This is a genomic window from Pseudoxanthomonas sp. GW2 (genome assembly GCF_000283075.1).
Classification (GTDB): domain Bacteria; phylum Pseudomonadota; class Gammaproteobacteria; order Xanthomonadales; family Xanthomonadaceae; genus Pseudoxanthomonas.
Map to the genome: position 1 here is coordinate 1 of NZ_ALIP01000004.1, position 13,839 is coordinate 13,839.

Consider the following 13,839-nt stretch of genomic DNA (forward strand, 5'->3'; position numbering starts at 1 on the left):
CGCCGGCCTGACCGCAGTCCTCGGTGTGGCCCTGCTGGCCACCGGGGCGATGTACCTGAAGACCGAACAGCGCCGGCAGCAGGCCGAGACCGCCACCGCCCAACGCGAGGCGATGCTCGCCTTCGTGACCGGCGACATCCTCGGCCAGGCCGATCCCTACGACAGCCGCAGCAGCGGGGCCGCCGGCGGCGGCATCCGCGCCGCGGTGGACCGCGCCGCCGCGCGGGTGGACGCACGCCTGCACGGCGACCCGCTGGCGGCGGCGGCGGTGCACGGCATGCTCGGCAACATCTATTTCGCCCAGGACGCCCACGACCGCGCCATCACCCACCTGGAGAAGGCGCGCACCTACGCCCTGGCCAGCGGCGCCGGCGACCCCGCCGGCCTGGTCCAGGTCGAGACCACCCTGTGCGACGTGCACCGCATCGGCGGCCACCTGGCCCAGGCCGAGGAAGCCTGCGCCAGTGCGCTGGAGCACGCGCGCCGCGCCGGCCCCGGCGCGCGCCACCTGGCCACGCTCAAGCTCGGCCAGCTGCGCAGCGAGCAGGGCCGCCACCAGGAAAGCCGGCAGCTGCTGCAGCCGCTGCTGGAGCAGGACGCCCTCGGCACCGACCCGCGCCTGCGCGGCGAGCTGCACTGGGCGCTGGGCCTGTCGGCGCGCACACTGGGCGACTATGTGGCCGCGCGCGAACACTTCGGGCAGCTGCTGCAGGTGGCCAAGGCCATGGGCGAGGACAGCTCCTGGCTGGGCTGGGCCTACAACTCGCTGGGCAGCGTGCTGGTGGAAACCGGCGAGTACGAGCGCGCCGACGCCCTGCTGCAGCGCGCGCACGAGGTGTTCGCCCGCACCCAGGGCGAGGAGCAGATCGAGACCCAGATGCCGGACGCCTGGCGCGCCGAGATCCGGCTGCTGCGCGGGCAGTGGGACGAGGCCAGCGCGATCCTGCAGCGGATCCGCCAGGCCTGGCAGGATCGGCTGCCGCCGGAGCACGCGCAGCAGCAGCGGATCGCCGCCAGCCTGGCCTGGGCCGACGCCATGGCCGGGCGCACCGAACAGGCACGCGCCGCGCTGGCCGCGGTGCCGCGCCGCAACGACCCGGCGCAGGCACGCGCGCGCAGCAGTGCCTGGCGCACGCTGCGCTGGAGCCGGGTGGCCCTGGCCCTGGACGAACTGGAGCGCGCCGGCGAACTGCTGGACCTGTTCGAGGAGGAACTGGCGCAGGAACTGCCCGACCCGCACCCGCTGCGCGGCGAGGCGCGCTGCCTGCGCAGCGAATGGGCGCGGCGCCGCGGCGACGCGGCCCTGGCCATGGAAGGCGCCGCCGCCTGCCGCGACAGCCTCGCCCGCTACTACGCGCCCGGCGACCCGCGCCTGCAGCACCTGGAGGCGACCCGCGCCGCGTTCGCGGCCGCGCCCTGAGCCCGCCGCCGCGCTCTCAGGCCGGCTCGTCCGGGATCAGCATGCTTTCCAGCCGGGCGATGCAGTCCTTCAGCTGCAGCTTGCGCTTCTTCAGCCGCTTGGCCTCCAGCTCGTCGCCGGCGTTGGCCGCCAGCTGCGCGATGCGTTCGTCCAGCGCGCGGTGCTGCTGGCGCAGTTCCGCCAGTTTCAGGGCCAGTTCGGACGGGCTGGTCGTGTCCACCGCCCAAGCATAGCGCGGGCAGGCGGGCGCCCGAAGGTAGAATGGCGGTCCTATGAACGCCGTCCTGCCCCTGCCCGAACCGGCCCCGCGCCGCACCGACCCGCGCGCGGTCCAGCGCGAACAGGCCAAGCTGGCCAAGCGCCTGCGCCGCCAGGTCGGCCAGGCGATCGCCGACTACGCCATGATCGAGGACGGCGACAAGGTGATGGTCTGCCTGTCCGGCGGCAAGGACAGCTACACCCTGCTGGACATCCTGCTGCAGCTGCAGAAGAAGGCGCCGGTGCGGTTCGAGCTGGTGGCGGTGAACCTGGACCAGAAGCAGCCGGGTTTCCCCGAGCACGTGCTGCCCGAATACCTGCGCTCGATCGGCGTGCCGTTCCACATCATCGAGCAGGACACCTACTCGGTGGTCACGCGCGTGGTGCCCGAGGGCAAGACCATGTGCTCGCTGTGCTCGCGCCTGCGCCGCGGCGCGCTGTACTCCTACGCGGCCGAGCACGGCTTCACCAAGATCGCGCTGGGCCACCACCGCGACGACATGGTGGCCACGTTCTTCATGAACCTGTTCCACCACGCCAAGATCTCGGGCATGCCACCCAAGCTGCTGTCCGACGACGGCCGCCACGTGGTGATCCGGCCGCTGGCCTACGTGCGCGAGGAGGACATCGTGCAGTACGCGGCCGCGCGCCAGTTCCCGATCATTCCCTGCAACCTGTGCGGCAGCCAGGAGAACCTGCAGCGCCGCCAGGTCGGGCTGATGCTCAAACAGTGGGAGAAGGAGCACCCGGGCCGGATCGAGCAGATCGCCCGCGCCATGGCCGACATCCGTCCCTCGCAGCTGGCCGACCCGAAGCTGTTCGACTTCGCCTCCCTGGGCCACCGCGAGGGCGCGGCCCGCGCCGACGCCCACGCCTGGCTGGCCGGCGAGCCGCACGGCGAGGCCGCAGCCGAGCCGCCGTCCGCGGCAACCTGACCTCGCGGTCGCAGTGCTTGCGACCGCCTCCTGATCTCCTGCACGGCGCGCGCCCGCGCCGCCGTCACGCACCGAGCAACCGCATGTTCTTCCGCAACCTGACCTTCTTCCGCTTCCCCACGTCCCACGATTTCTCCCAGCTCGACGAACTGCTGCCGGAAGCCGCGCTGCGCCCGGTCGGTCCGCTGGAACTGAACTCCACCGGCTTCATCCCGCCCTTCGGCCGCGGCGAGGAGGCGCTGTCGCACCGCGTGGGCAACGCGATCTGGCTGGCGGTGGGCAGCGAGAACAAGATCCTGCCCGGCTCGGTGGTCAACGACCTGCTGGCGCAGAAGGTGGCCGAGATCGAGGAGAAGGAGGGCCGCAAGCTCGGCGGCAAGGCGCGCAAGCGGCTCAAGGACGACCTCCTGCACGAGCTGCTGCCGCGCGCCTTCGTGAAGTCCTCGCGCACCGACGCCCTGCTGGACCTGGAGCACGGCTTCCTCGCCGTGGACAGCTCCTCGCGCAAGACCGCCGAGACGGTGGCCTCGGAGATCCGCCGCGCCCTGGGCAGCTTCCCGGCGATCCCGCCCAATGCGGAAGTGGCCCCGCGCAGCGTGCTCACCGGCTGGATCGCCGGCGAGCCGCTGCCGGAAGGGCTCAGCCTGGGCGAGGAATGCGAGCTGAAGGACGCGATGGACGGCGGCGCGGTGGTCAAGGCGCAGAACCAGGAGCTGATCAGCGACGAGATCGCCAAGCACCTGGAGGCCGGCAAGCAGGTGACCAAGCTGGCGCTCAACCTCGACGACCACCTGTCCTTCGTGCTCGGCGAGGACCTGATCGTGCGCAAGCTGAAGTTCCTGGAAGGCGCGGTCGACCAGCTGGAAAGCACCGAGCGCGACGACCTGCGCGCCGAGCTGGACGCGCGCTTCGCGCTGATGGCCGGCGAGGCGCGGCGCCTGTTCCTGGTACTGGAATCGGCGCTGAAGATCTCCAAGGCAGAGGCCTGAGCGGCTGCCCGGCGGCCGCGGGCAACCGCGGCCACCGGCGTAGAATCGGCCCATGCCTGCCCTGTCCCGCCATCTGGTCGCCCGCGTCCCGCAACGCGTGGAACGCGACACGGTCGAGCTGGCGCTGGAGGACGGCCGCAGCATCACCGTGCAGCGCGTGCGCGATCCGCGCGCGCGCCGGCTGAAGCTGAGCATCGACGAACGCGGCCCGCGCCTGACCCTGCCGCTGCGCGCCAGCCTGGTGTCCGGCGAGCGCTTCCTGCACGAGCACCGGCACTGGCTGCAGTCGCAGCTGGAGCGGCACCAGCCGGCGGAGGGCTGCGCGCCGCTGCAACCGTGGACCAGCACCACCCTGCCGCTGCGCGGGCAGGACGTGCCGCTGCTGTGGGGCGAGGGCCGCTACTTGCGCATCGAACGCCGCGAGGATGGCGTCCACGTGCAGCTGCCGCCGCGTGCGCCGTCGGCGGCGTCGCTGGCCCGCGCCCTGCGCGCGTTCTACGAGGCCGAGGCGCGCGCCGACATCGGCCGCTGGCTGCCGGCCTACCTGCCCGGGCTGCCGCGCGCACCGCGCGCGATCCGGCTGAAGGTCCTGTCCTCGCTGTGGGGCTCGCTGGCCCCGGACGGCAGCATCGCCCTGGACCTGGCGCTGGTACTGGGGCGTCCCTCGGCGTTCGAGTACGTGCTGGTCCATGAGCTGTGCCACCTCATCCAGGCCAACCACTCGCCCGCGTTCTGGCGCGAGGTGGAACGGCGCTTCCCCGCCTGGCGCGCCGAACGCGAGTACTTCCACCGCGAGGGCCGCCGGCTGAAGGCGCGCCTGCGCGGCCTGCTCGGCTGAGCGCCTCCATACGCCGCCGATCCCGGGCCCGCCCGCGGCCGGCTAGGATGCAGCGGACGTCCACCCCGGAGCCGCCATGATCCAGCCGACCCGTACCATCCTTTCCGCCGCCGTGCTGGCGCTGCTGCTGGGCGCCTGCCAACGCGGCGAGGAGGCCACGCCCGCCGATCCGGCCCCGTCCACCGCCGCGGATGCGCAGGCCCCGGCCGTGGATGCCGATGCGGATGCGCCGGCCACCGCCGCCACGCACAACCCGTACTGCAGCGGCGAGCCCGGCACCGCGCCCTCCGGCGAACTGGTGGCGCAGCGCATTCCTGCCGCCAACGGCGATGGCGCCAACGGCCTGTACGAAGGCCCGGTCTGGAACGGCGAGGCGCTGTATTTCTCCGACTTCCGCTTCAGCGAGGGCTTCCCCTCGCGCATCCGCCGCCTGGGCGCCGATGGCAGCATGCAGACCGTCATCGAGGACAGCGGCAGCAATGGCCTGGCCCTGGGCAGCGACGGCGCGATCGTGGCCGCCACCCACGACCGCAAGGAACTGTCGCGCTACGACCCGGCCGACGGCTCGCGCATGCGCATCGTCGGCGAGTTCGAGGGCCAGCCGTTCAACTCGCCCAACGACCTGGTGATCGGCAGCGACGGCACGATCTGGTTCACCGACCCGGACTTCCAGCGCGCGGCCGCGCCCGGCGGGCAGCCGAAGACCCGCGTGTACCGGGTGGGCAGCGACGGCCGGGTGTCGGTGGTGGACGACAGCATCGCCAACCCCAACGGCATCGCCCTGGCGCCGGACGGCCGCACCCTGTACGTGGCCGGCGGCGGGGAGCAGGGCGTGCTGCGCGCCTACCCGCTGGACGCGGCCGGGCAGCCGGGGCCGGGCCGCGACCTGGCCCGCACCCACGTGCCCGACGGCCTGGCGATCGACTGCCTGGGCAACATCTACCTGACCGAGCACGAGCGCCGGCGCGTGCGCGTGCTGTCGCCGGCGGGCGAGGACCTGGCCACGATCAAGGTCGACGCCAACGTCACCAATGCCGCCTTCGGCGGCCCGCAGCGCCGCACCCTGTACATCACCGGCGCCGGCACGGTGTGGTCGCTCGAGCTGGACGTGGCCGGCCTGCCCTACTGAGCCGCCGCGGCATCGGCACAAAAGAAAAGCCCCCGCGGATGCGGGGGCTTCTTGTTGCGCCGTGATGCCTGGATCAGAACTTGTAGTTGATCGAGGCGGCCAGGATGTCGCCGCCGACGTCGTACTTGCCCTTGAGGGTGCTGCCGGTCGGCGAGACCAGGCTGATCGACGGGTCGGTGGTGAACAGGTGGGTGTAGCCGAAGTTGTATTCCACCTTCTCCGACGGGGTCCAGCCGATGCCGAACGACAGCCACTTGCGGGTCACGTCCGGCACGCGCACGTCGCGGTGGGCGTCGGTGGTCGGGGTCTCGTCGTAGGCCACGCCGCCACGCAGGGTGACGGTCGGGGACAGGCGGTACTCGGCGCCCAGGGACACGAAGGTGGTGTCGTCGTAGCCGAACTCCAGCTGCGCGTCCTCCTGCGCCGAGGCGAAGTCCACGGTCACGCGGTCGAACGCCGGGGCCCAGGCGGTGCGGCTGATGTCGGCCATCACCGTCCACTGCTCGTTGGCCTTGTGGGTGATGCTGACGCTGGCCGAGGCCGGCAGGGTCACGGTGGCGCGGCCGGAGGTGTTGACGTACTGGTCGGTCGGCAGCAGGCCGTTGGCGACCGGGTTGGACGGACGCAGGAACTCGGCATCGCCGCCGGTGATCTTGTGCTTGACCTTGGAGCGGTAGCTGAAGGCGATGTTGGTGTTCTCGCTCGGGCTGAGCGTGGTGCCCAGCACGTAGCCGATGGCGTTGTTGTCGCCGGAGATGGTCATGCGGCCGTCGGCCAGGCCCGGGGCCACGCCCTGGCCACCCAGCTGCAGGGCGATGTCCTGCGCGGCGGCGGCGGCCTGGGCCGGGGTGGCGCCGTTGGCCAGGGCCAGCGCGGCGGCCTGCTGCTGGGCCTGGACGCTGATCGCGGTGCCGAAGTCGATCGCGCTGCTCAGCTCGATGGTCAGGTGCTCGACGAACACGCTGGCGCCGAAGGACACGTACGGGTTGACGTCGTACGAGAACGAGGCGCCCAGGTCGATCGCCTTCAGGTCGGTCTTGATGCCGTGGTAGCGGCCGACCCAGTCGGAGTCGTACTCGGTCTTGAAGCCGAACGGCACCTGCAGCGAGACGCCGAAGTGCATGTTCTCGTTCTCGCCGAACGGCACGTGGAAATAGGCCGCCGGGACCGGGGCGATCATGCCGGCGTCGCCGCCGTTGCCGCCGGACACGTTGCCGCCGGTGCCGATGCCGCCGGCGCCGGCGTGGCGGGCCTCTTCCTTCTGGAAGTCGGCCGAGAAGCTGATCGCGGCCAGGTCGGCCTGGAACTGGCGGCCGCCGATCAGGCGCATCGAGGCCGGGTTGGTGGCGACCACCGAAGCGTCGCCCCAGGCGCTGGTCGAGCCGGCGAAGGCGCGACCCAGGCCCTTGGCGCTGTTCTCCTTCAGCTGGAACGCAGCGGCGTGGGCGTGGCCGCAGGCCAGCGCGCCGGCGATGCCGAGGGCCAGCACGGAAAGGCGGGTGTAGCTGTGGGCGTAATGCATGTTGCGCTTTCTCCGGAAAGACGTTGGTCTGTTGTTGTTGTCGCCAGCGCCGGTGGCGAAGCCCCTCCCGGGCCCGCCATCGTCGGATACCCCCTCCCGACATACGACGCCGTACTGGAATATAAGCACGCCTTTAACCCGAAAATAACGCTGCACTGCCGCAAAACATGCCGCACTGCAGCGGACACGCTGGCCGCTGATGGGCGATAGTTGCGCGCATGTTCGTTTCGCTCCCCTCCCGCCGCAAACCTCCGCCGCGCTGGGCGGCGCCGCTGTTGTTCGCTGCGCTGTGGCTGGCGTTCCTGTGGATGCTGGGGCGTCCGGACGAGGCGCGGCGCAGCCTGTGGCTGGCCTGGGGCGCGCTGGGGCGGGGCCTGGGCAGCGGCGATCCATCCTGGGGCGCATGGATCGCGGCGCTGCAGGACGGCAGCGTATTGCGCCTGTTCACCGCGCTGTTCCTGCACGCGGACTGGGCCCACCTGCTGGGCAACCTGGTGTTCCTGCTGATCTTCGGCCTGCCGGCCGAGCGCGCGATGGGGCCTTGGCGCTTCCTGGCGCTGTTCCTGGCTGGCGGCGCGATCGCCAACCTGGCCGCGGTGGTGGTGATCGACGATCCGCACCGCGCGGTGATCGGCGCCAGCGGCGCGGTCTCGGCGGTGATCGGCGCCTACCTGGCGCTGTTCCCCGGCGCGCGCCTGGGCGTGGTGCTGCCACTGGGCCTGTTCCTGGAATTCGTGCGCGCCCCGGCGTTCCTGCTGATCGGCATCTGGGCCGCGCTGCAGGTGGTGTTCGCCTACATCGGCCCGGCCTTCGGCGCGGTGGCCTGGGCCGCGCACGTGGCCGGCTTCCTGTTCGGGGTGCTGTTCGCCCTGGTGGTGCGCGCCGGCATCGCCCGGCGCATGCGCCGGCAGAAGGGCTATTGAGCGGCGGGCCTTGGAAACGCCGCGGCCGTCCCCATCCTGCAGCCCGTCCCGGACCACCCTCGACGATCGATCCAGTCCAATGGCCAAGCCGCTCTACAAGATCACCTTCCTCAACCACGGAAAGGTCTACGAGCTCTATGCCCGCCACGTGGGCAGCAGCGCCCTGTGGGGCTTCACCGAGGTGGGCGAGCTGGTGTTCGACGTGCACGAGGGCCTGGTCGTGGACCCGACCGAGGAGCGCCTGCGCGACGAGTTCGGCAACACCAAGGTCCTGCACCTGCCGATGCAGAGCATCGTCCGGGTCGAGGAAGTGGAGCGGAAGGGCCAGTCGGCGATCCGCGACGCGGCCACCGGCGAGAAGGTGGTGACCCCGTTCCCGCTGCCGGCCAAGCCCAACCGCTGAAGCCGCGCGCGGCCGGCGGCGCTCAGTCGCGCCGCGGGCCCGGCACGGCCGCGGTGGCCGCCAGCCTCTTCAGTTCCGCCAGTGCCGCGGCAATCGGCGCGTCGCCGGGCAGCGGCGAGCCGGCGCGGTAGCCCTCGTCCTCTTCCTCGTCGCCGCGCAGGTGGCCCGGCAGCGCCGCCTCGCTGACGGTGCCGGCCACGGTCGCCGGCGCGTCGCTGCCGGTGAGCTTCGGGTCCGGCTGCAGTTCCACGTCCGGGACGATGCCGCTGGCCTGGATCGAGCGCCCGCTGGGGGTGTAGTAGCGCGCGGTGGTCAGCTTGACCGAATCGCCGTTGCCCAGCGGCAGCAGGGTCTGCACCGAGCCCTTGCCGAAGGTGCGGCTGCCGACCACGCGGGCGCGGCCGTTGTCGCGCAGCGCGCCGGCCAGGACCTCGGCGGCGCTGGCCGAACCGGCGTCCACCAGCACCACCACCGGCGCGCCGCCGAGGCGGTCGCCGGCGGTGGCGTCGAAGCGGGTGTCGCTGGCCGGCACCCGGCCGCGGGTGCTGACGATGGCGCCGCTGTCGAGCAGCTCGTCGGCCACCTGCACCGCCGCGGTCAGCAGGCCGCCGGGATTGCTGCGCAGGTCCAGCACCAGGCCGCGCAGCCTGCCACCGGCCTTGGCCTGCAGTTCGTCCAGGTGCTTGCGGAAATCGGCGCCGGTATCGGCCTGGAAGGTGCTCAGGCGCACGTAGCCGTAGCCGGGCTCCAGCATGCGGCTGCGCACGCTGGTGACGCGGATGGTCTCGCGCTGGATCTCGATGTCGAACGGCCGCTCGCGGCCCTCGCGCAGGATGGTGATGGTGACCTTGCTGCCGGCCGGGCCGCGCAGCGGTTCGCTGCCCTCGACCTGGGCGATCGGCTTGCCGTCGATGGCCACGATCACGTCGCCGGCCAGCACGCCCGCGCGCGCGGCGGGGGTGCCGTCGATCGGCGCCACCACCTTCAGCGTGCGGTCCTGCTGCTGCTGCAGCTCCACGCCGATGCCCTCGTAGGCGCCGGTGGTCTGCTCGTCGAAGGAATCGGACTCGGCCTTGTCCAGGTAGGCGCTGTGCGGGTCCAGGTCCATCAGCAGGCCCTCGATCGCCGACTGCATCAGGAAGCGGTCGTCGACCGGGTCGACGTAGGCCTCCTTGATCGCGCGGTACACCGCGACGTAGCGCTGGATCTCCGCCAGCGGGATCCTCGAGCCGCTGGGGTCGGCCGCGTCCGGATCGTCGGCCGCCGGCACCGGGGCGTCGGCGTCCTGCGCCGGATCCGCGGGCGCGGGCGCGTCCTGCGGTTGCGTCGGCGGCGCCGGCTCGGCCGCCTCCTGGGCCGGGACGGCGGGCGAGGCGGCAAGCAGCAGCAACAGGGACAGGACGGCGGGGGCTGGACGCATCGACGACTCCACGCGCGCGGACGGTGCGCGCAGCCCGATTATGCTGCAGCGCGCTGTAAATGCCGCTTGAACCCTCAGCGGCGCTGCAGCCAGGCCGACGGGTCCACCGGCTTGCCGTCGCGGCGCAGTTCGAAGTACAGCGCCGGCCGGCCATGGCCGCCGGAACTGCCGACCCGCGCCACCTGCTCGCCCTTGCGCACGCGCGCGCCCACGTCGCGCAGCAGGGTGTCGTTGTGCGCGTACAGGCTCATGTAGCCATTGCCGTGGTCGATGATCAGGATCAGGCCGTAGCCGGTCATCCACTCGGAGAACACCACGGTGCCGTCGGCCACCGCGGTCACCGGCGCGCCGGCGGCGGCGCCGATCAGCACGCCGTTGCTGGTGCGTCCGTCCGGCAGCTTGCCGCCGAAGCGCGCCAGCAGGTCGCCGCTGGCCGGCCAGCCCAGGCCGCCCACCTTGGGCGGCGGCGCGGCGGCCGCGACCGGGCCGCGCGGCTTGGCCGCCTCGCCGCGCTGCGCCGACTGCCGTGCCTGCTCGCGCGCACGCTGCTCGGCGGCGCGCTTTTCCGCCGCCGCCCGCGCCGCGGCCGCGCGCAGGTTCTTCAGCAGCTGCTCCAGCGCCTTGGCATCCTGGCCCAGGGCTTTCTCGCGCGCCTGGCGGTCCTGGTAGCGGCTGTCCAGCTCGGCCAGCAGCGCAGCGCGCTGGCCGCGGTCGCGGCGCAGCGCGGCCAGGGTTTCCTGCTGGCTGGCGCGCAGCGCCTCCAGCTCGGCACGGCGCTGGGCGATGCCTTCCTCCACCGTGGCCAGTTCCGCCAGCGAGGCCGACAGCGCCTGCACCTGGCGCGCGTGCTCGCGCTGGGCATAGCGGTGGTAGGCCAGCGCCCGCTGCGCATCGGCGGCGCGATCCTGCGACAGCAGCAGCTTCAGTGGCGCCTGCCCGCCCAGCGCATAGGACGCGCGCAGCAGTTCGGCCAGGCGCCGGCGGCCCTGCTCCTGCCCGGCCCGCAGCTGGTCGCGGCGCCGCTCCAGGTCGGCCAGGGCCTCGGTTTCGCGCTGCAGCGCGGCCTCGGTCTCGGCCAGTTCGCGCGCGGTGCGGCCCAGCTGTTCCTCGGCCCGGCGCAGGCGGGTGGCGGCGTCTCCACGCTGGCCTTCCAGCCGGCGCCGCTCGCGCGCGATTTCCTGCAGCTCGGCGCGCACCTTGCGCAGTTCGCGCTCGGCCGAGCCCGGGTCGCGCCGCTCCTGCGCCTGCAGCAGGCCGGCGCAGGCCAGCGCCAGCGCCGCGGCCATGGGCAGGCAGCGCCATGCACCGCGGCTGCGTTGGGGTCCTGGCCCGGGGGCTTGGCGACGCTCGCGCGGATGGGGCACGCCTGGAAGATCCAGTGACTTCAGACAGGTGCGGATTGTAGCCAAGCGTGGTCCCATGGCGCGTACAGACGTGAAAGGAGGCCCGCCATGGCCCAGTCCCGCTTCCCCGCCATCGCCCTCTGCCTGCTGCTGGCCATGCCCGCGGCCTGGGCGGCCGAGGACATCAGCAAGGTCAACGGCAGCATCGAGGTCGCCGCCGGCACCGTCTACGGTGAGCTGGACACCGTCAACGGCAGCATCAGCATCGGCGACGGCGCCCAGACCGGCGACGCCAGCACCGTCAACGGCAGCATCAAGGTCGGCGCCAACGCCCGCGTCGGCAGCCTGGACACGGTCAACGGCGCGATCCGCGTCGGCCGCAACGTGCAAGCCTCCGGCGGCATCGAGACCGTCAACGGCAGCGTGTTCGTCGACCGCGGCAGCACCGTGGCCGGCGACATCGAGACCGTCAACGGCGCCATCGGGCTGGTCGAGACCCAGCTGCGCGGCGACATCGAGACGGTCAACGGCGACGTCACCGTCGGCATCGGCTCGATGGTGTCCGGCAGCCTCAGCATCAAGCGCAGCAGCGGCTGGTTCCAGTCCGCGCCCAAGCGCAAGCCGCGGGTGGTGATCGGCCCGCGCGCGGTGGTCCAGGGCCCGCTGAAGTTCGAGCGCGAGGTGCGCCTGTACGTGCACCGCAGTGCCCGCACCGGTCCGGTCACCGGCGCCGACCCGGTGGTGTTCGACACCGACACCGCGCCGGAGGACTGAGCGCGCGCGGCGTGCCGGCAACCCCGGCACGCTTGCCCTAGAATCGGGCTTCCGCTGTCCGCGAGGAGTTCCGATGTTCCGCAAGCCCCTGATCGGCGTCGCCGTTGGCGCGCTCCTGCTGGCCGGTTGCGGCAGGCAGGACGACGACGCGGCCGCCAAGCCCGACGCCGTCGCTCCCGTTCCCGCGCCCGCCTCGGACCACGCGTTCGAGCCGGCGATTACCGGCGCCGACTTCGCCGAGCTGGTCCGCACCCTGGCCTCCGACGAGTTCGAGGGCCGCGGCCCGGGCTCGGCCGGCGAGGAGCGCACGGTCGAGTACATCCGCGCGCAGATGCAGCGCATCGGGCTGCAGCCGGGCAACGGCGACAGCTTCTTCCAGGAAGTGCCGATGGTGGAAACCACGGCCGATCCGTCCACCCGCCTGGCGATCACGACCTCCGGGGGCGCGATGGACCTGGCCTTCGGCACCGACATGGTGGTCGGCACCCGCACCGGGGAGCCGCAGGTCTCGGTGCGCGACAGCGAGATGGTGTTCGTCGGCTACGGCGTGGACGCGCCGGAGCGCGACTGGAACGACTACGCCGGCCAGGACTGGACCGGCAAGACCGTGGTGATGTTCGTCAACGACCCGGGCTTCCACGTCAACGACGAGAAGCTGTTCGACGGCCGCAAGATGACCTACTACGGCCGCTGGACCTACAAGTTCGAGGAAGCCGCGCGCAAGGGCGCGGCCGCCGCCCTGATCGTGCACGACACCGCCGGCGCCAGCTACGGCTGGGACGTGGTGAAGAATTCCTGGTCCGGCCCGCAGTACGACCTGCCCTCCAGCGACGATCCGGATCCGCGCCTGCCGGTGCAGGGCTGGATCACCGCCGACGTCGCCCGCCAGTTGTTCGCCAGCGCCGGCCTGGACCTGGACGAAGCATACCGCGCCGCCAGCCGACCCGGCTTCAAGCCGGTGCCGCTGAAGGCGCGCCTGTCGGTGGATCTCAACAGCAGCACCACCCGCAAGACCTCGCGCAACGTGGTCGGCGTGCTGCCGGGTGCCAGCCGCGCCGACGAGGCGGTGCTGTACATGGCCCACTGGGACCACCTCGGCAAGCACGAGGGCGAGGGCGACACCATCTACAACGGCGCGGTGGACAACGCCACCGGCGTGGCCGGCATCCTCGAGATCGCCGAGGCCTTCGCCCAGCAGGAGCCGCGCCCGGAGCGCTCGGTGGTGTTCCTGGCGGTGACCCTTGAGGAATCCGGCCTGCTGGGCTCCAAGTACTACGTCGCCCATCCGACCTTCCCGCTGGAGAAGATCGCCGGCGTGATCAACCTGGACGCGATGTCCGTGGCCGGGCGCTCGCGCGACTTCGTGGTCACCGGCATCGGCAGCTCGGAGCTGGAGGACATCCTCAAGCCGATCGCGGCGATGCAGGGCCGCCGCCTGGAAGGCGAGGCCGCGGTCCAGGGCGGCTTCTATTTCCGCTCCGACCACTTCAACTTCGCCAAGGCCGGCGTCCCGGCGCTGTACGCCAAGGGTGGCGGCGACCTGCGCGAGGGTGGCAAGGCCGCGGGCAAGAAGGCGGCCGAGGCCTATGCGCGCAACTACCACCAGCCCTCGGACGAGTTCGATCCGTCCTGGAACCTGGACGGCGTGGTCGAGGACCTGGAGGCGCTGTACGGCGTGGGCCGCGAACTGGCCGCCGGGGACCGCTGGCCCAACTGGTACGAGGGCAACCCGTTCAAGGCCACCCGCGACCGCATGATGCAGGCCCGCCCGCCGATGGCCTCGCGCTGATCCGCTCGCGCGTACAGGACAAAGGCCGGTCGCGCAGGCGGCCGGCCTTTTTTTCGGGATTCGGGATTCGGGATTCGGGATTCGGGATTCGGGATT

General features: G+C 72.3%; 13 protein-coding genes. 9 read left to right on the plus strand and 4 right to left on the minus strand.

Going from position 1 to position 13,839, the window contains the following annotated elements:
• Positions 1–1,420: tetratricopeptide repeat protein (locus B351_RS15915; protein ID WP_039730510.1), on the plus strand; the 1,420-nt coding region annotated here is incomplete at its 5' end.
• Between the two features lie 16 nt (positions 1,421–1,436).
• Here the strand turns inward: B351_RS15915 and B351_RS0100205 are convergent.
• Positions 1,437–1,640, minus strand: a complete 204-nt coding sequence (locus B351_RS0100205) for a YdcH family protein (protein ID WP_019397040.1) — start codon at positions 1,638–1,640, stop codon at positions 1,437–1,439.
• 52 nt (positions 1,641–1,692) lie between these two features.
• On the opposite strand from B351_RS0100205, the gene ttcA reads away from it, so the two are divergent.
• From ttcA to B351_RS0100225, 4 genes are all read left to right on the plus strand, one after another.
• On the plus strand, positions 1,693–2,613 hold the full coding sequence (gene ttcA, locus B351_RS0100210; RefSeq protein ID WP_019397041.1) for a tRNA 2-thiocytidine(32) synthetase TtcA: 921 nt from the start codon (positions 1,693–1,695) through the stop codon (positions 2,611–2,613).
• Positions 2,614–2,696: 83 nt separating this feature from the next.
• On the plus strand, positions 2,697–3,602 hold the full coding sequence (locus tag B351_RS0100215; protein ID WP_019397042.1) for a recombination-associated protein RdgC: 906 nt from the start codon (positions 2,697–2,699) through the stop codon (positions 3,600–3,602).
• Positions 3,603–3,654: 52 nt separating this feature from the next.
• A complete protein-coding gene (locus B351_RS0100220) occupies positions 3,655–4,440 on the plus strand; it encodes a M48 family metallopeptidase (RefSeq protein WP_019397043.1) in 786 nt (261 codons plus the stop codon).
• A 76-nt stretch (positions 4,441–4,516) separates the two neighbouring features.
• Entirely contained in the window at positions 4,517–5,569 is a 1,053-nt protein-coding gene (locus B351_RS0100225) for an SMP-30/gluconolactonase/LRE family protein (RefSeq protein ID WP_019397044.1), read from the plus strand.
• 73 nt (positions 5,570–5,642) lie between these two features.
• Here the strand turns inward: B351_RS0100225 and B351_RS0100230 are convergent, their stop codons facing one another.
• Complete coding sequence (locus B351_RS0100230) at positions 5,643–7,091, minus strand: outer membrane protein transport protein (protein ID WP_019397045.1); 1,449 nt, start codon at positions 7,089–7,091, stop codon at positions 5,643–5,645.
• Between the two features lie 218 nt (positions 7,092–7,309).
• Here B351_RS0100230 and B351_RS0100235 point away from each other — a divergent pair, with 218 nt between their 5' ends.
• Entirely contained in the window at positions 7,310–8,014 is a 705-nt protein-coding gene (locus B351_RS0100235) for a rhomboid family intramembrane serine protease (RefSeq protein ID WP_019397046.1), read from the plus strand.
• Between the two features lie 79 nt (positions 8,015–8,093).
• Positions 8,094–8,417, plus strand: coding sequence for a DUF1820 family protein (locus B351_RS0100240; RefSeq protein WP_019397047.1), 324 nt, complete (start codon positions 8,094–8,096; stop codon positions 8,415–8,417).
• A 22-nt stretch (positions 8,418–8,439) separates the two neighbouring features.
• Here the strand turns inward: B351_RS0100240 and B351_RS0100245 are convergent, their stop codons facing one another.
• Positions 8,440–9,837 (minus strand): S41 family peptidase, encoded by a 1,398-nt coding sequence (locus B351_RS0100245; RefSeq protein WP_083852362.1) that lies wholly within the window; start codon positions 9,835–9,837, stop codon positions 8,440–8,442.
• A gap of 74 nt (positions 9,838–9,911) precedes the next feature.
• Positions 9,912–11,258 carry a murein hydrolase activator EnvC family protein gene (locus B351_RS0100250; RefSeq protein ID WP_407059569.1) on the minus strand — a complete coding sequence of 449 codons (1,347 nt, stop codon included), beginning with the start codon at positions 11,256–11,258 and terminating at the stop codon, positions 9,912–9,914.
• Between the two features lie 30 nt (positions 11,259–11,288).
• Here B351_RS0100250 and B351_RS0100255 point away from each other — a divergent pair, with 30 nt between their 5' ends.
• Complete coding sequence (locus tag B351_RS0100255; RefSeq protein ID WP_019397050.1) at positions 11,289–11,954, plus strand: hypothetical protein; 666 nt, start codon at positions 11,289–11,291, stop codon at positions 11,952–11,954.
• 73 nt (positions 11,955–12,027) lie between these two features.
• Positions 12,028–13,743, plus strand: a complete 1,716-nt coding sequence (locus B351_RS0100260; RefSeq protein WP_019397051.1) for a M28 family metallopeptidase — start codon at positions 12,028–12,030, stop codon at positions 13,741–13,743.
• Positions 13,744–13,839 lie beyond the last annotated feature (96 nt).

Coding starts and splice junctions, on each gene's coding strand:
- B351_RS0100255 (WP_019397050.1), top strand. CDS start 11,289: ATGGCCCAGTCCCGCTTCCCCGCCATCGCCCTCTGCCTGCTGCTGGCC.
- B351_RS0100225 (WP_019397044.1), top strand. CDS start 4,517: ATGATCCAGCCGACCCGTACCATCCTTTCCGCCGCCGTGCTGGCGCTG.
- B351_RS0100220 (WP_019397043.1), top strand. CDS start 3,655: ATGCCTGCCCTGTCCCGCCATCTGGTCGCCCGCGTCCCGCAACGCGTG.
- ttcA (WP_019397041.1), top strand. CDS start 1,693: ATGAACGCCGTCCTGCCCCTGCCCGAACCGGCCCCGCGCCGCACCGAC.
- B351_RS0100230 (WP_019397045.1), bottom strand. CDS start 7,091: ATGCATTACGCCCACAGCTACACCCGCCTTTCCGTGCTGGCCCTCGGC.
- B351_RS0100240 (WP_019397047.1), top strand. CDS start 8,094: ATGGCCAAGCCGCTCTACAAGATCACCTTCCTCAACCACGGAAAGGTC.
- B351_RS0100245 (WP_083852362.1), bottom strand. CDS start 9,837: ATGCGTCCAGCCCCCGCCGTCCTGTCCCTGTTGCTGCTGCTTGCCGCC.
- B351_RS0100215 (WP_019397042.1), top strand. CDS start 2,697: ATGTTCTTCCGCAACCTGACCTTCTTCCGCTTCCCCACGTCCCACGAT.
- B351_RS0100235 (WP_019397046.1), top strand. CDS start 7,310: ATGTTCGTTTCGCTCCCCTCCCGCCGCAAACCTCCGCCGCGCTGGGCG.
- B351_RS0100260 (WP_019397051.1), top strand. CDS start 12,028: ATGTTCCGCAAGCCCCTGATCGGCGTCGCCGTTGGCGCGCTCCTGCTG.
- B351_RS0100250 (WP_407059569.1), bottom strand. CDS start 11,258: ATGGGACCACGCTTGGCTACAATCCGCACCTGTCTGAAGTCACTGGAT.